At 37.5% G+C, this 17284-nt stretch carries 12 protein-coding genes; 3 read left to right on the plus strand and 9 right to left on the minus strand.

Annotation, left to right across the window (positions count from 1 at the left end; genetic code table 11):
* Positions 1 to 86 precede the first annotated feature (86 nt).
* Positions 87 to 899: a hypothetical protein gene (locus FHR29_RS07345; RefSeq protein ID WP_183913479.1), complete on the plus strand. Its 813-nt coding sequence runs from the start codon at positions 87 to 89 to the stop codon at positions 897 to 899.
* A 318-nt stretch (positions 900 to 1217) separates the two neighbouring features.
* Here FHR29_RS07345 and FHR29_RS07350 read toward each other — a convergent pair whose 3' ends face one another.
* The 8 genes from FHR29_RS07350 to FHR29_RS07385 all read right to left on the minus strand — a co-directional run bounded on the left by FHR29_RS07350 (position 1218) and on the right by FHR29_RS07385 (position 14114).
* Positions 1218 to 3428: a DUF4838 domain-containing protein gene (locus tag FHR29_RS07350; RefSeq protein WP_183913481.1), complete on the minus strand. Its 2211-nt coding sequence runs from the start codon at positions 3426 to 3428 to the stop codon at positions 1218 to 1220.
* Position 3429: 1 nt separating this feature from the next.
* Positions 3430 to 4962 carry a YaiO family outer membrane beta-barrel protein gene (locus tag FHR29_RS07355; protein WP_183913482.1) on the minus strand — a complete coding sequence of 511 codons (1533 nt, stop codon included), beginning with the start codon at positions 4960 to 4962 and terminating at the stop codon, positions 3430 to 3432.
* A 4-nt stretch (positions 4963 to 4966) separates the two neighbouring features.
* The gene (locus FHR29_RS07360) at positions 4967 to 6403 is read right to left on the minus strand and encodes a glycosyltransferase (RefSeq protein ID WP_183913484.1); all 1437 of its coding nucleotides are present in this window, start codon (positions 6401 to 6403) and stop codon (positions 4967 to 4969) included.
* Between the two features lie 23 nt (positions 6404 to 6426).
* Complete coding sequence (locus FHR29_RS07365) at positions 6427 to 7563, minus strand: hypothetical protein (protein ID WP_183913486.1); 1137 nt, start codon at positions 7561 to 7563, stop codon at positions 6427 to 6429.
* Positions 7556 to 7936: a PleD family two-component system response regulator gene (locus tag FHR29_RS07370; RefSeq protein ID WP_183913488.1), complete on the minus strand. Its 381-nt coding sequence runs from the start codon at positions 7934 to 7936 to the stop codon at positions 7556 to 7558. Before FHR29_RS07370 ends, FHR29_RS07365 begins: the two co-directional genes overlap by 8 nt.
* A gap of 690 nt (positions 7937 to 8626) precedes the next feature.
* Complete coding sequence (locus FHR29_RS07375) at positions 8627 to 9967, minus strand: alpha-L-fucosidase (protein ID WP_183913490.1); 1341 nt, start codon at positions 9965 to 9967, stop codon at positions 8627 to 8629.
* Between the two features lie 733 nt (positions 9968 to 10700).
* Complete coding sequence (locus tag FHR29_RS07380) at positions 10701 to 12308, minus strand: alpha-L-fucosidase (RefSeq protein WP_183913493.1); 1608 nt, start codon at positions 12306 to 12308, stop codon at positions 10701 to 10703.
* 630 nt (positions 12309 to 12938) lie between these two features.
* A complete protein-coding gene (locus FHR29_RS07385) occupies positions 12939 to 14114 on the minus strand; it encodes an IS4 family transposase (protein WP_183913495.1) in 1176 nt (391 codons plus the stop codon).
* A gap of 89 nt (positions 14115 to 14203) precedes the next feature.
* Here FHR29_RS07385 and FHR29_RS07390 point away from each other — a divergent pair, with 89 nt between their 5' ends.
* Entirely contained in the window at positions 14204 to 14692 is a 489-nt protein-coding gene (locus FHR29_RS07390; protein ID WP_183913497.1) for a GNAT family N-acetyltransferase, read from the plus strand.
* Between the two features lie 140 nt (positions 14693 to 14832).
* Here FHR29_RS07390 and FHR29_RS07395 read toward each other — a convergent pair whose 3' ends face one another.
* Positions 14833 to 15066: a hypothetical protein gene (locus FHR29_RS07395; RefSeq protein ID WP_183913499.1), complete on the minus strand. Its 234-nt coding sequence runs from the start codon at positions 15064 to 15066 to the stop codon at positions 14833 to 14835.
* Positions 15067 to 15283: 217 nt separating this feature from the next.
* On the opposite strand from FHR29_RS07395, the gene FHR29_RS07400 reads away from it, so the two are divergent.
* Positions 15284 to 17260 carry an ATP-binding protein gene (locus FHR29_RS07400; protein WP_183913501.1) on the plus strand — a complete coding sequence of 659 codons (1977 nt, stop codon included), beginning with the start codon at positions 15284 to 15286 and terminating at the stop codon, positions 17258 to 17260.
* The last annotated feature ends 24 nt before the right edge of the window (positions 17261 to 17284 follow it).

The following is a 17284-nucleotide window of genomic DNA, read 5'->3' on the forward strand; positions in this document are numbered from 1 at the left end:
AGATTTAATATTTATTGATAAATATTAATACGCATTATGGTATATGTGAGTGTTTGCCGTAAATATAATTCCTAAAATCTTAAAAGATGAAATTCCTATTTTTAATTTTATTTAGTTTATCAATTAATACGCTATTTGGTCAAAATTCTGATAAGACTAAATTATATATAATTGGTACAGTGCATGAAAGTTCGAATATTCTAAATCCTGAAATGCTTTTCGAACTTTTAGATGAAATAAAACCTGATATTCTACTACAAGAAAACGATAGTGAACAAATAGCGGCGTATCATGAAGACGTAAAGCCAAATTCAAATGAACAAAATGCATCAATAAAATATTTGGAAAAATATCCTAAGACATTAAATCTACCTTTTGAATTCGAAGGAAGAAATGCTTATAGAAGGGCGAATGGAATGACCCCTACAGATAATTTAACGATTAAGCTTATCGATAGTCTTTACAACAAAAATTTATTGAATTTGGAAAACACCAAAATTTATAAAGAATACGTGGATGCAAATAAATCGCTGATAGAATTTTCTAAAAAGGGATTTAAGGCTTTAAACTCTATTGAATTTGATTCAATAAATAGGGATCGTCAGCACATCCAGCACCACTCGTTAACCAAAATCACTGACTCTGAAATTATTTTCTCAAAACGTTTCGTTACAAAACCTGATGGACAAAGAATTTCATTTCGAGAGGGTTATAAACTTTGGTGTAATTTCTGGGATTTAAGAAATAATTCAATGGCAATAAATATTATAAGAACAGCTTACCAGCATAAAGGAAAGAAAATAGTAATATTAACTGGGGTGCAACATAAATATTATATTAAAGAATTACTTGAAAAGTATCACGACGGGAATTACGAAGTTGTCGACTATTTTAGATAAATGCCTATTCAATTAGTTTGTCAAAATGCATAATGATAATTGCATTTTTAAATACTTGCACTTGCGTTTATAACCATATCGTTACGCAAAATGATGATACTGAAGATGGGGCCCTTTTTTTCTTTGCTGAGTGGAATTGCTACATTTGACTAGACTTTAGCTAATAATATAATAAGAGCGTAAAATAAAACATTTTGGCAAAATCACCACCGTTACAAATTCAAGACAGCTTGAAAACAGGCACAGAGTAAAACTGGAATGACTGATATAGATCTAAAAATAGACCAATCAGGTATTAAATAAACACCATCAGGTTGGTTATTTTATCAAAATTTCATCGCAGGCAATAGATACTTTTCGCGTAGGATGATAGCGCCATTCAGGAAGTGAGGAAAATGGCATAGCATATACATGAATTATTTTAACATCGTCGGCAACTTGAGCTTTAAAATTGACTTTCTGCACCGTATAGTCTTCCTCTATTTTTTCAATTTTAGATGAAAGTAATTCCTTGAAATTTTTACCGTCTTTTGAAACTGTTATACGAATTTCTTTTGGAAGAAAAATCCAATGCCGTGCATCCTGAAGGAAATTTAGTTCCAAGCTATCAATTCTTTTTATTTTTTCAAAGTTAAAGGTAATTTCCATAGGTTGGCCCGTCCATAAAAGCCAATTATAACTATAATCCAAATAACCGGGAACACTGTCGGTCAACGTACTTAAACCATTGGCGGGGAATGACGGATCAAAAGGGTATTTCATTGTCACTTTTGCCTCGGACGCATTATTGAGGAGTACTCCTGTCTTAAATATCTCGGTCCATTCTGCAGCATACTGATCTGGAGAGGCTCCTCCCTCTGCTAGTTCAATTACGCCTAGTTTCTTTGTGTCATCGACAAACTGCTGCAGCTTGCGTTGTAAACCTGGCCTTACTTTCCATTCTCCATTATCTTTGGTAAATATCCCATGCTGACGCGGCCCATAAAAGCGGGCTTGTTGCAAATAGGTGTAATCTAACCCTAAACCCAATCTTCTTATACGTTGTTCTAAAAGTGTATTGCCTTCACTGATAACTTCAGCTTTCTCCAATAACGTACTATAGTGATCCATTTTCTCGGGACTTAAATAATCGTTCCTATTATCAATTGGATTTCCGTATATGGACAAGGCTGATGAAACGGCAGGCAATGCATTTCTTCGGTCATTTAGATACGTTTTAATGATGGGACCGGCTTTTTCATAATAACCACTTAAAAATTCATCTGTAAGTTGATCTTCGGAGATGTTGCTGTCCCATACCAGATGGGCTAAAATATAAGCATTTAATTCAGCCATGTCACTATAGCTAGATCCTCCCCCCTGCAAAAAAACTCCCTCAGCTCCCTGCTTTTTTACATAGTCCAGATTTTTCTCCAAAGTTCCCTGAATAGGAAAAGGAGCAAGATAATTCGTAAATTGAGTTAAATAATCCCATACGAACACATGCTTTGCTTTGATTTTCCAGTCACGCAGCTGTCTTCGGAATGCCGCGGCTGAAGGTTCAATGCCGATATCTCCTTTCCGAAAAGCATCAATATTACTCAATATGACCGAAACATTTTCGGCTACGCGGAGATGGGCAGGAGCATTAGCAGTCTGCAAGTAAGCGAGTGTTGTAAATTTTTTATCCGGAAATTGAGCTGCGACCCTATTCACAAAATGGATCAAAGAACCCTGAGCCCCGCCTTCTCGTCTATCAATAGCTTGACAATGTTCACAGGTACAGCTACCAATATCGTCATTTGGCGCAATAGACCAATAAGTCGCTTGCGGATTTTCAACCATCCTTTGTTTAAAATAAGCGACGGCATGCTCAAAAACAGCTTCATTAGAAAGACATAGCTGGGTAGCTTGTCGTTTTCCATGATACAATGAGTAGTATTCGGGGTGCTCTTTAAAATAAACGGATGGTGGTAATATCTTGTTAAATGTATGTCCCCAGTCCCCCCATTTTTCTTCTAAATTATGTAATCCATACCAGTCCAAATATTCCTGATCCAGCTCGATTGGAAAATAAACTTCCCTAAACTGAAATCTGGGTTTCGCAAAAACATAAAATGTGGCATCAACTTGCAAGGAAGATGACTTTGGAATGGATGTATTTTCCCTGCCAATATACCATTTTCGTCCACCGATCACATCTCTCACGTACCGGTAGGCGCCATAAAGAACTCCCTTACCACTACCTTTAATATACATATTAGCCCCACTAAACTGTATTGAATAACTGTCTTCGGGATATGTTTTATCTATTGGAACCTGCTCCAGTACGATTGCTGGTAAATCTCGCACATCTGCCTGAAACTCAAATGCTGTTCCTGTACTCAATCTTGTAAATTCGTTAACTACATTTGCTGCTTTCAGTAGCGTCGAATTGTTTTGGTCGGTACGGATAACATACTTGGCCACTCCATTATTCACCAATGTAATGCGCTCTTTGCCCTGAGCAATTGTTGCGATAAAAAGCAGACATAACATATACTTCCACATATTAAAAATATTTCCTTAATGAGAGATTCAGATCATACTGATTCATAAATCTATTTTCAGCAACTTTGTAATAACTCCATCCACCCATTAGCATAAATCCCCAGCTTTCAATACGATGCTGCCATCCAGCGTTGACTGATCTCGACAAAAAACCAAAACTGTTGTTTAAAAATTGATACCGCGAGGGGTCGTCCGGCGATGTTCCAATGTTACCAATGATAGTGACATAGGAATTTGGTTTTTCACTATTGTAATAATGCCTAATTGCCAGCGAGTATGCTTGATTCCAACGTTGTTCATCGTGAAGTAAAAATCCCCGAAGATAAACAAATGTCGGTCCAAAATAACGGCCTGCGGAAGCAACCATTCCATAATTATGGGTATGGTCGAAAGATTTTACATAACGCCCACCTACATCAAAAAGCCAGGGACCAGTCTCCCTATAAATACTGTATGCGGCCCGCCATGTCGGAAATACTGTGCCATCGGCCCAAGCTAAATGATGGTAAGCATAAATTTTTTCACTATAATTCACCCAGGCATCAAGTCCCACCTGATAACCTTTTTCTCCTCTTCTATTTCCATAGTTGAACTGACCAACAAGCATATTTTTTTCTCCCACTTTTTTTCCATATTCCACACCAGAAATAAAGAAGTGTCCGTTAGGTCTATCTTGTGCGCTTTGGGTGTGATTGAATCCAACATAGAAACTATAGGGTAAATTTTCCCGATATACTTTTGCCAGTTGACGATAGCGTTCTACCTCTGGTAATTGCTGCTGCAGTTGTTGCACATAAGTCAAAGCTGTCTGATAATCTTTATTTGCTGCGGCGATATTCGCAAACTGTTCACGAATAAACACTGTACTATCACCTTTAGCCCACAGCAACTCATACCCACTTTTTGCTTTGTTATACTCCTTTCCTGACACATAAGCCTTGGAGCTGAGGTATAAATAGCGATTATCACTAGCATCCGCCTGCTGCATACTGTCCGAAATGGCAATGGCTTTTTGAAATTCGCCCTGTTCAAGAGATTTTAAACCTTCTTTGTACCAATTGTCGATATTACGATTGACAGCATTTTTCATATCCCTGGCTTCAAATTCCTGATAAGCTGCTGCAAGCTCCATATCATCAGGAAATCGCGTACGTGTCAGCTGCCAAATTTTTCTGGCTTTTTCTATATCACCTTTCGCTTCATACAATAATGCCAGGGGCGAGTAGCTGTCTTTATACTTTGGATCACTTGCCATTACAGTTTCGAAATACGGAATCGCCCAATCACCGCGCCCCATTTTTTGGTAACTCAACCCCAAGATATAGTTAAAATCAGTGTATTGCGGGTATTTTGCCAATACCGCCCGGCTCAGCATAACCGACTGATCCATCTTCCCGTCGCGTAGATAGCTTATTGCCTTCGGTACCAAACTATCCACATCGTATTTTTTATTTTGCCAGACCACCTGTGCTGAAATGGTATCCGCTAACAAGAACTGACAAAAAACGACTATTAATATCAATAATTTTTTCATTGCTCTATTTTTTAGCCCCGTCCAGTGGTAAGGGTGTTAAGGTACCTTTGCGTTTCATCTCTCCCCAAGTGTGTTTTTTACCAAAAAGCTCCTGTATATATCCTTTGATGGAACTGTACACAATGATCGGATGATATATAAAAGGTTCTAAAAATGCGGTGAAGCATAAGCGAACAATATCCTGTCTGCGCTTATAATACTTATAGACATAATTGTCCAATAAGATCGAAAAGCTGGTTAAAAAAACCGAAAACATATACACAAAAACCAGCAGCAGGATGGCCATGTGCCAGTTGATCCCGTTTGTCAGGATCAGATAGATATAAAAGAAAATACCTAAAATTTCCATAATCGGCGCGAAGAATTCAAAAATTGCGTTATATGGAAATACCACAAGACCAAATTTTTTATAACGGGGATTAAAGAAAGCCTTGCGATGGGTACGCATAATCTGCATCAACCCCCTAGCCCAACGGATCCGCTGGCGGGTCAGCATCTTCAGACTATCCGGTCCCTCTGTCCAGCATAATGTCTGTGGAATATACTTGACCTCATATTTTTCGTTATTGTCGCACATCTTCATACACATCCTGGTCACCATCTCCATATCTTCTCCCAAGGATTTGGGATCATATCCGCCTGCTGCAATAAGAATCTCCTTGTCAAATAAGCCGAGGCCCCCGGATACATTCGGAATACAATTCAGATAATTCCATCCCATTTTACCAAGAAGGTAAGATCGGATATATTCCATTTCTTGAAATCGGGCTAGGATCGGTTTAGGTAAAGCCGCTTCTACTAACATTCCTGAATCCACATAACTCGAATTGGACATCCGTAAAGTGGCTCCCACAGCAATGACGCGCTCCTTAGCATCCAATACAGCCTCCATTAGATATACCAATGTATCATTTGCAAGCACACAGTCAACATCTGTATTCAATATGTATGGAAAAGCAGCGACATTTATACCTGCATTGACCGCATCAGCTTTACTTCCACCGTTGATCTTATCAACGACAGTCAAGTGTTTATGCGAAATATCACGTGATTTATAAATTGCTTTAATTTCCTTACATGGAACTAAATAATCAACAACAAAGTCAACCGCTACTAGATCAAATTCTTTGATCAACTTTATTAGCGTATCATCTTTACTGCCGTCATTAATGATCACCACCTCATATCGTGGATAGAACAGCGTCATCAACGAACGTACATTATTTACGATAGTCACTGACTCATTATAAGCAGGTGCGACAATGCTGACTCCCGGTGCAATTTCAGATTCCATTAACGTTTGAACCCGTCTGGAATTACGTTTTCGGAGATTCTTGCGAATCGAAAGTGATGACAGCCGAAATAGCATCACATACACAACTAAAAGCGAGAGACAGTACAATCCAAAAACAAACTCGACTGAAGAAATAAAATGTGTCATATCGAAACCTTTCCTTTTAACTATTAAATGTAATGGACCATTGGGTGATTGACATAGTGGATAAGTTTGTGATCTACAAAATCCACCTGTTGATCAATTTTTCGCAAAAGAAGTGCACTGTAAGGCTTTTGAGCGACCAAGGAGCGATAAGCATGTTTTCGAAGGCTTAAAGTTAAATTGGTATCCATAAACAATCCGTTAAGGAAATCAATCGATTTTCCTTGTCCCACACGACCAAGAGCTTTCAGTATTTCAAGCTTACCTGCCAGGCTGCTTTCTTCCTTATATAAATCCAGTAATCCTTCCTCACTATTCTTTGCCAACAGCTTTCCCAAAGAGTTAACAGCTTTTAATGCCGTTTTTGATTCTTTATTGGCAGTAATTAATTTCCAGAGATGTGGTTCATTTAACTCCTGATAGTAGACCATTAAATCCATAACTAAGCTGTTAACTGCAAAAGATTTTGACACATCCAGCCATTGCGAAAATGGATAATCACCAAAATAATCAGTCTGGACTATTACCTGAAAGATATCAAGCGCGTGAAGTTGATTAATTCCATATAGTCCTTCAAATACTCTGTCAAAAGCTTGCTCACCTTCTACCTGCAACAGGTATTTAGATGCCTCGACACGAATTTCAGTCTGTGGGCTTTTTAGCAACTGATCAAGAATCTTTTCCTGAATGGAAACATTCATTAAAGCCAGATTAGATAATGATTTCACCGTTGTCACCATGTTTGTGGCCGAATGTCGAATTTCATATTGCGCTTCTTTATCAAAGCCCAGCTCATTGAAAAGATGCCGCATGCTTTGACCTTTCTCTCCTCCAATCGTGAAGATGAACTCGTGTAAAATATGACGAACAACCTTATTCTCAAATTTATCATGCAAATCCAATCCCAATCTTTCTACTGGAAAATGATTGGTTCTGTTTTCCACCAGAACCTGTTCATAGATAAAATCACGTAATACCGGATAGATTCTAAAATAGGTTGTCCGATAGCAATAATCGCGATAATAAAAAAAAGCGATTCCAATAAGACAAACAGTCCAAAACAGCACGCTCAAGACTAGGGCAACGATAACAAGTACCGGCCAGCCGTCACCTTCGAAAAAGGCACGTATATCACGGATGATATGTGTTAATGTACTAAGCATGGCCGATTCTTAAACGTACACGGGAAATAAGTTCAGAGGGAGATATGGGCTTTTTCATATAGTCATTTGCCCCCACATCAAAGCCCTCCACGATACTATTATCATCGTGATATCCTGAAATAATAATAACTGGTACCTGATTATTGGTATCGCTCTTTCTGATACGGTCTATAATTTCAAAACCATTGGCAAAAGGTAGTGCCAGATCAGTAATAACTAAATCAATCGATTCGTCTGAAACAAGAGAAAGGGCTTCTTTACCAGATTTGGCAAGTATTAGGTCATATCCCTCACGCAAAAGAACAAATTGCATAGTGCCTAACAGAATCTCATTATCTTCGACAACAAGGATTCTCTTTTTTTTGTCCCACATAGTGTGTTTGTTTAGTTTTTCTTAGTGAAACAAAATTTGATAAAAAAAAGAGAAGTCCCTGTAGTTCCTTAACTACAGAGGTTCCAAAGCCGTTTAAATAAACTTTTCCTCAAAAAAAACAAAGTAAGATGACATTAAAATGACTAATAAAAATAGTTTTGTAATAATTGAACCGTTGAGTTACTATGTAAAAAATTATACTTTTAGGACCAAAAATGTCACCTCACCTCTTTTCTATACCTTCTATTTATAGAGTATTGCTCCATTTTTTTGAACTTACCTTCTTTTTAATGTTTAAAGCTAAGTGATTTTGATGCCTCATCTTGAATCTCGCTGAAATGGCCTTGTTGGGATGATCGGACTGGTTAGAAAATTAGGAATATCATAAGGATAGTAGTCGTTTGCTGTCGGTTATCATTTAAAAGATTTTCAATCTCTTGTTAACCAAAAGTTGTAAAATGAGCAAAAAATAAATGCGCATCTTACGAAGTGTTATAAGAAATTCTGCTAAGTTTTAAATTAATTGATCTTTTAACGCTATGAGACAGCGCTTTTTTCTATCAGCAGCTTAATAAAGTTGCTGATAGTTGTTGTAATAATATCCAAGATAGATCTTGATTGTTCCATGGATGACAAGTTTAAGTTTTCACTTGAACTTGTCATGGGTCGTTAGGAACAGATGTGGATTAGTTACAGTTGCGCAACAACAGGAATGCTTTCGGCATTTTTGTTTAATTCAAGTACAATCACCGTATCATCCGCGTTCGGTAATTTCGCTGGTAAATTTAGCGCTATACTTCCTGTGACATTTTGTGAAAAAGTTATTACATCTCCGTTTAATACACGGGCTTTTTTGACTTTTACCCCTTTTAAAGCAGGGAGCGTCAGTACATCCTCTTTTCTGTCAAAAATGTGCACGTACAACATATGCCCTTTTCGTGTGGAAGCATAGGTACTATTCGGAATAAATGGGCCCCCTTTGGTGCCATAAATACTCTCGCCGTAATTGTGTAACCAGTCGCCCATCTCTTTCAATCTATTGATCTGCCTGGCTTCAATACGGCCATCCAGCATCGGGCCGACATTAAACAGAAGATTGCCATTTCCGGCGGCTGTTTTTGCCAAAGTCTGTATACACTCCTTAGTGGATCTTACCTCATCATTTGGTTTCCATGACCATTGGGATCCAATGGTCATACAAGATTCCCATGGATGAACCATATTTATAGCTCCTATCTTCTGTTCCGGTGTCGCATAATCTCCGATAGCATCCGGAGACAAACGTGTATGATCTTCTCGTGTCCTATCAAAATCACTTATACCTTTTAAACGATTGTTAATAATTATATCGGGTTTCAACTGTTTTAACAGGGCATATACTTCTTGTCCATGTGCATCGGTCCATTCTTTGTCCCAGTTACCGTCGAACCAAAGCATATATGGGTCGTAATTGGTCAAGATCTCCGTTAACTCATCTTTCATAGTAGCAACAAATTTTGCCATATCGGTCGTTGGGTTAATATCCTTTGCTCCTGCACGTACATAAGGGTAATGTGGATCGTGCCAATCTAGTACAGTGAAATATACGCAAAATTTCAAGCCATGCTTTTTACAGGCTGTGGCCAGTTCGCCTACAACATCACGCTTAAAAGGTGTCTCCATGATATTCAAATCTGAAAATTTGGTGGGCCATAAGCAAAATCCATCATGATGTTTGGCTGTAATGGTCAAATATTTCATACCTGCATTTTTTGCACTCTGTACCCACTCTTCAGCATTGAATAATACGGGATTGAATTCTTTATGCAATTGGTCATAGTCCTCAAAGGAAACTTGATTTCCTCGACTCCACCCGATTTCAGTACCACGCAATGCAACAGGTCCCCAATGGATGAACATGCCAAAACGTAAATCCATAAATTGGTCCATTACGACTTTCGATGTTTTGACAATAGTTGTTTCTTTTTTAATTTGAGCAGACAACGTTCCACCAATGGTCAATAATAAGAGAATGTTTAAACAATATTTCATATCATATCTTTATTAAGTTTTTTAAGGTTATCTTTCGTTTCAAAGTCTTTATTGAGCCATACGCAATGACTGATTTGAATCAGATACATGTATTCCACTTTTTCTTAAAACCTGCTTCTTCAGATGTATATTTATACAACGATGATTAGATTGGAAAACAGCTAATAAGCTATTGGATTACATCAATCGAACAGTCCATAAGGTTTATACTCCAAAATTAACCTAACCCAAACGTGTGTATTACATCTATATTACCATGATTTGACTCAATGTTATCTTACTTCTAAAATGTCCAGTGATTCCGCTTGCGCAGCCGTATACGACTTTCGCAACATGCTTAATATACATTTACTTAATTTGCTGATTGGTCTCTGGTGAAGCGATAAGTATACTTCCATGAATCGAGGCTGTCAACTGCTGCTCCTTCATAGTTGATAAAATGGAGCTATGCTCAGTATTCCTTGGCTGATAAAAGAAGGAATAATGTAATTTCTTGGATAGCTCCTTTTCTACTGCTTGCTGAAAATTAACGAAAATTGCCTTGGAAGATACGGGATTGTTTATTGCTTAATAGTTTAACAATACGCATTCGGTGTATATCAAAAATTGGTAATCACAATGATCAAGATCCATAAAAAAATTAAAAAACATCTTACAGATCTTATTTCAATGAAATCTATAAGATGTTTTATGATTTAAAACGTTTATTGTAAAAACAAATTTTACTCAGTGATTAGTTATTTATTTTATGATTGCCTTGTCCGTCGGCCCCAAATTTACTTTCAGCATCATCATTTAATTTTTTAGTAGATTCAAGACTTACTCTGGTTGAAGGCAATAATGCAAGATTTCTGCTCGTAATTTTAAATACATTTGCCAAATTAGGATTAAGAGATTTGGGAGGGATAATCAAAAGACCTTCCTCAGTGACATGATATTGCACCTTACTATTGGATCCCAATAACTCAATCGTTTTTATATCTCCTTTTTTCCAACCTTTGAATGAACCTAGGAAAATAATATTAATTGGTTTTTGGCGTAGTATGACATTTAAAGTATCTTTTGTAGTAGTGAAACGTACACTTCCTTCACCAAATGTTTTCCAAGGCCTTGTTCCATAAATTGCCGATCCATTGACTTTCATCCAGTTTCCGATTTCAATCAGGGCTGTTTTTGCGTCCTCATCAAATGAACCATCTGCTTTAGCTGGAATATTCAATAAAAAATTGCAATTTTTTGATACTACATCAGTCAATAAATTAATAATATCTTCGGTACTTTTATACTCCGCATTGGTTCCAGTGTGAAACCATGGTCCGATAGATTCATCTGTCACCTGGGGACTCTCCTGAATACTATCTGCGTATTGTCTTTCCAACGCGATTGAAGAAACACTTGGATAGAAGTAACCATGACGGGTTATATTTTTAATGACCATTACCCCTTCATTTTTACCATTATGTTTTGCGGCATTGTGATTGTAATAATGTGCCAGTACCTCCATACCACTTTTTCCTCCATCATCCATAAATGGCAGTGCACCATCAAAATAAAAGAAATCGGGATCGTAATTATCTATTAAATCATACATTCTGTTTTTCCACATGTTGCGCCACATGATCGGACTTTTTAATGGATGCCTTAACTGGTCGTCCGCACTTCCAAGGCTTGCAAAGTCTGGATTAGGTAAGTACAAATCTTGATCAGCCTTATTGTTACCATCGTATGGAATATCTTTATAAATTCCAGTTTTATCCATCAATTTATTTGTTTGAAACCAACTGTAAGTTCGTTCAAGATGTGTGGTAACACCCCAACGAAGGCCTGCTTTTAGGGTTTCTTCTTTGATTACCTTACATACATCTATCTCTGGACCAAATTTCGTTGAATTCCACTTCGGCTGATATTTAGAATTCCACATATCAAAATTATCATGATGAACAGCCATGCTAATAATAAACTTAGCTCCCGATTTTTTAAACAGATCTACCCATTCTTTAGCGTTAAATTTGTCTGCTTTCCAATTTGTGATAATATCTTTATACCCTACTTTTGAAGGATGTCCCCAATTTTTAAGGTGATCGTTGTAGGCTGGGCTTCCCTGTATATACATATCGCGAGCGTACCAACCGTTATTTTCACTTTTAGATGCTGACTGTGGATTCCAATGGCAATATATTCCAAATTTTGCGTCTCTGAACCATTCTGGACATTCATACTGTTGCAAAGACTGTACTTCAGCTTGAAATAAAGCTTTGGATTTAGACTTGGTTTGCTGGCCTTTTACATTTACACTATAAATTAAAAGTAGTAAAAGAAATAATTTAACGGGGCTTTTCATGGTTTTGTTTATAAATTTCGTCGAATTTGATATTTAAATAGTTCCGGAAATATTCAGTGTCACAAGTGATTTTTTGCATAAGTATGAATCTATACACTTAAATAGCTTCAAAAACATTTAAATAACACAACACCAAATTACTATAGTCCAATTATCTTTTGTAAATGTAAAATAGCAAAGTCTAACGGTATATTAGCGCAAACCAACTTTAGAATGTGAATTATCATTTATTTATAAAATTTCAAAGGCTATTTGATATTTCGACACAAATTTTTTATTAAATTTTATATAGAATAAACACCGCAACTTCAACTCTCGCATTTAGCTGTACGTTAGATAATATGGTTTTACTGAAAACTCCGATCAGTGAAATCGATATTTGCACTTAAAGTGCATTAACCAAAATTCAAACAAATTTTATCAGCTTGAGATTTTGACAACTTATCTATCTTATTATCAATAGAAATTCTAAAAGATGGGAAGTTAAATTTATATTTAAAATAAAAAAATTTTATATTTAGATTTAATATTTATTGATATGGAATCAGTTCCGTCCTAAATAAATTTTAGACACATGTTTCTATTCCAAAAACAGCTATTTTTAGATCATTTCAATTTTGACCCTATTTTTTAGTCTGAAAAGATCTGTAACTGTCCATTCTCCCCTTTAACTGGTGGCCTGATAAAAGGATCATCTATCCATTGCCATATATTTATTTTCACGAAGATATTCATCCTGATAAACCCGACCAAATTAGACAGATTCCAGTCATATTTAGCCTTCTTTTGAAGGTATTTTAGCAACAAGATGCCGATCAAGGAAGTCCATATCTGGATCATCACCGCATTTTCGGATGTACCCACAAATGTCGATACTTTTAAGCGCTGTTTGAGGTGCTTGAAGAAGACTTCGATCTGCCAGCGCTGTTTGTAAATGTTTGCTACCAGGGAGGCTTTCCACCCAGTGTTGTTGGTCAGAAAGTGGTACTGGTTGCCTGTGGTGCTGTCCCAAAAGTGAACCAGGCGTAGTGGTTTGGAATTGTACTTATTGGCAGAAGGGCCAGAAAGCGCAATGATCTCATCTTTAATGATTCCCTTTTCCAGGAGCGCTTCACTCTGGTATGACTTGATAACATTGTACTTCATGTTAGTTTTACTCCTGGTAACGAAATAACAGCCGTTGCTGTCCAAATCCCCGAGCCAGCTGTAATCTACATAACCTCGGTCCACCACCATGACGCTTCCTTTAGAAAAACTGTAGCTGCCCGCACGCTGGCTCTCATGAACCTTTCCGTCCGTAATCTGCATAAAAACAGGCAGACAGCCATCATAATCCAAAACAGTGTGCAACTTTACAGCTCCTTTGGTACTTCTAAACTTAGCCCAGTCAAATACCGATAAGCATAATGGGATAACACTGGCATCCATTAGATAAACCTTGCGCTTTAATTGGTTAAGCTCTTTACGGAAATGGGTATCTTTTTGCCACAGCTTATCCAATAGCGAAAAATACAGATCTTTAAAGAGTTCATGGGTGCGATGCTTATTGATATACGAAATATTGGACTTGCTGGGAGCTCTGCCCACACCTAAATGGTTCAGATTACCGGTCGTACTACGCAAGCCATTACTGATATCCCGAACTGAATCTGCAGAAGAAAAATGGCAGAATAACATGCTTGCAAGATGAGTCCAGCTGTTGATCCCTTTGCAATGTTTGTCACTCTTATGTTTAGCAACCAAATCTTTGAATAATTCCCGGTCGATAAGGGATAAAATCTGACTAAAAACGTTTAAATTTACCATGGCGGTGTAAGAAAATTTAGCGATTTAAATATAGCAACTTTGCTATACCAAAACACCGCCAATTTTTAAACGTTTAGGACGGAACTGATATGGAATCTATTACTTTAACAAAGTACTTAAAAAATGACTTCTCAACGTTTTTTTCACTGGTAAAAGAAGACAACATAATGCGTTATATTTCCGGTAAGGGATTAACTGAAGAAGAAGCAAGAAAAAAGTTTGACTCAATCATTAATATAAATAATCAAGAGGCCAGAATCGGTATTTTTAAAATTTATAATAATGCAGGCAAATTTATCGGAGATGGAAAAATGGAGTGGAATAAGCGGGATAGAACCAAGTTGGAGATTGGATATATTCTTAAAGAAGAATTTTGGGGTAAGGGTTATGGTACTATGATATGCGAAAAGCTACTGTCGCTCGCTGAGGGGGAATTTCCAGCAGTAGATATAATCGGAATTATTGATCCCGCCAATGTGGCATCGAAAGGATTACTTGAAAAATTTGGCTTCAAAAGCTATTTTGTCGGAGAGGAAGACAATTTACCAACTGAAAAATTAATCCTTCAGAAAAAATAAAGTTTATATTTTCATTTACGTGCATTTCAATTCGAAATGCACGTAAAGTACCGACGGGAGTGTTCACCAACTCGGTCATTGGTTTCTCTTAAAAGTTTCTATGTAGCTTTAGCCCATCACCAAACTTAATACAGTTTTAATTAAGTAGGAATTAAAATTTCATTCATTGCTTTAAATAACCAAGGTACAAACTCGGTCAATCGGGATGCAACTATAAATTCGGCTGTAGCATTGTCCATCGTATAAATACCGGTGTGGCGTTCTATGATCAAACTTGCTTTAACTTTCTTCCTAATAACAGATTTCACTTCGCATTTAATCAGAGAAGCTGTATTTTTCAGAGAAGTATCTTCAAATAAGTGTAGTCTATGCACCTCTTCACTACGTTCATTCTAACGTATTCTTTTCTTCTATCCTCAATTTCAACGATTTTTATTTCGAGAGGAAGTAGCAGCATTCGCGCCGCAAGAAAAGGGCTACGGCGCATAAGCCCCCCATGCGATTTAATGATAACACATAGGTCTTTACACCAAAATAATATTTTAAAAACCAGTATACATAAATTAATTATCTTTCATATTTTTGTTTGTAATGAATTTCCAAGAAAGTCCAAATATGATTCCCTTTAGCTCTGATTTAATTATTCAGGCACTGGCATCTTCGCCTTCACCTACAGCCATTTATAGCGGTGAGAATATGATCATCCGTTTTGCTAATAAAGGAATGCTGGCTGTTTGGGGTAAAGATGCTTCGGTCATAGGCAAACCTTTGATAGAGGCTATTCCTGAATTGGAAGGACAGCCTTTTTTAGAGCTGTTGCAAGAGGTTTGGCGCACTGGGAAAACGTACTCCGTTTCTGCGGCTCCTGCAAGGTTAATAAAGAACGGAAAGGAGACACTTGATTATTTCGATTACGAATATACAGCTCTTGTTGATGACAACAATAGGACATGGTGTATACTGAATACGGCCCTGGAGGTGACCTCTCGCCGTGAGTTTTTAGAGCAGATCAAGCTTAAAGAAGAAAGAGAGCAGATGCTCAACGAGGAAATGGCTGCTACTCTCGAAGAATTGACATCTACGAACGAAGAGCTCAACAGATATATAAAGCAACTGGCCGACAGCAGGGAATACATTCGTACAATTATAGAACAGGCGCCTGTTGGTATCGCCATGTTAAATGGGCCTGAACATCATATTGAAATCGCCAATCCTACAATTCTTAAGATATGGGGTCGAAAGGAGTCTGAAGTCATTGGATACCCGCACGAAAGTGCCCGTCCAGAAATGCGTGGACAGCCTGTTAACAATTGGCTTAAACAAGTATACCAAAGTGGTGAGCCTAAGATAAACACAGAATTGACAGTAAAGCTGTTTGATAAAGGTGGATTGAGAGAGGCAATCGTCAATTCCATCTATCAGCCCATATTTTCTAATGACGGTACTATTTCAGGTGTTTTGGTCATCCTTGAAGAAATTACCCAGCAGATCATGCTGCGGAAGAAGAATGAAAATGATCAACAGATGCTGAACCTAGCAGTAGATGCTGGCGAGCTCGCGACCTTTTACTATCAAACTGAAACAAATCTCTTTTCCGGAAATACGCTTTTAAAGAGTTGGTTCGGACTTTCATCGGACAAAAACATGGATCTTTCTCTGGCCATCGCAGTTATTTTGCCGGAAGATCGGGATCGGGTTTCACTGGCCATCGAGCACGTATTAAGTAAAGATTCTGATGGTCAATATTTCATAGAATATCGGATTCAAAATAATGTTGATAAAAAAATTAGATTGCTGCAGGCCAACGGAAGAGTGTTCTATGACAGTAATGGTAATCCACTCAGCTTAAATGGAACCTTGAGGGATATTACTGAACAAAAAAAAGAGGAACAGCGAAAAGATGATTTCATTGGAATGGTAAGCCATGAACTTAAAACACCACTTACCTCTCTTAAGGCTTATCTGCAGATATTGCAACGGATGGACTTACCTACAAAAGATCCTATGTCGCAAAATATGCTGGGGAAATCTGTAAAGCAGGTACACTATATGAACACCATGATTAATGGGTTTCTTAACGTATCCAGGCTTGATTCGGGTCAGCTGCATCTAATGAAAACTGTTTTTGATTTTCAATCACTGTTTGCCGAAATTGAAGATGAAGTGCTGTCGACGATCAAAACTCATCATTTTCTGTTTAAAGCACCTGGAAAAATAATGATACATGCAGATCGTGAAAAAGTAGCGCAGGTACTCCATAACCTTATTGGAAATGCGGTCAAATATTCGCCTCTCAGATCGACGATCAGAGTAGATTATGCTGCCAATGATAACAGTTTAAAAGTAAATGTTCAAGATCTTGGAAAAGGGATTGCAGAGGAAGATCAGCAACGGATATTCGATCGCTATTATCGCGTGAAGGAAATTAGTGGCGGCGTGATATCGGGGTTCGGTATTGGACTTTATCTTTGTAGAGAAATCATCGAACTGCATGATGGAACCATTCAGGTTCAGAGTGTAAAAGATGAAGGAAGTATATTCTCCTTTACCTTACCATTCAAGCCCTAACGCCGTCTGAAATACCGATAGTTT

This window comes from Sphingobacterium sp. JUb56 (assembly GCF_014191365.1).
Lineage (GTDB): Bacteria > Bacteroidota > Bacteroidia > Sphingobacteriales > Sphingobacteriaceae > Sphingobacterium > Sphingobacterium anhuiense.

What these genes read in the sequence shown, in the direction of transcription:
- FHR29_RS07345 (WP_183913479.1), top strand. Translation starts at nt 87, where the DNA reads ATGAAATTCCTATTTTTAATTTTATTTAGTTTATCAATTAATACGCTA.
- FHR29_RS07350 (WP_183913481.1), bottom strand. Translation starts at nt 3,428, where the DNA reads ATGTGGAAGTATATGTTATGTCTGCTTTTTATCGCAACAATTGCTCAG.
- FHR29_RS07355 (WP_183913482.1), bottom strand. Translation starts at nt 4,962, where the DNA reads ATGAAAAAATTATTGATATTAATAGTCGTTTTTTGTCAGTTCTTGTTA.
- FHR29_RS07360 (WP_183913484.1), bottom strand. Translation starts at nt 6,403, where the DNA reads ATGACACATTTTATTTCTTCAGTCGAGTTTGTTTTTGGATTGTACTGT.
- FHR29_RS07365 (WP_183913486.1), bottom strand. Translation starts at nt 7,563, where the DNA reads ATGCTTAGTACATTAACACATATCATCCGTGATATACGTGCCTTTTTC.
- FHR29_RS07370 (WP_183913488.1), bottom strand. Translation starts at nt 7,936, where the DNA reads ATGTGGGACAAAAAAAAGAGAATCCTTGTTGTCGAAGATAATGAGATT.
- FHR29_RS07375 (WP_183913490.1), bottom strand. Translation starts at nt 9,967, where the DNA reads ATGAAATATTGTTTAAACATTCTCTTATTATTGACCATTGGTGGAACG.
- FHR29_RS07380 (WP_183913493.1), bottom strand. Translation starts at nt 12,308, where the DNA reads ATGAAAAGCCCCGTTAAATTATTTCTTTTACTACTTTTAATTTATAGT.
- FHR29_RS07385 (WP_183913495.1), bottom strand. Translation starts at nt 14,114, where the DNA reads ATGGTAAATTTAAACGTTTTTAGTCAGATTTTATCCCTTATCGACCGG.
- FHR29_RS07390 (WP_183913497.1), top strand. Translation starts at nt 14,204, where the DNA reads ATGGAATCTATTACTTTAACAAAGTACTTAAAAAATGACTTCTCAACG.
- FHR29_RS07400 (WP_183913501.1), top strand. Translation starts at nt 15,284, where the DNA reads ATGAATTTCCAAGAAAGTCCAAATATGATTCCCTTTAGCTCTGATTTA.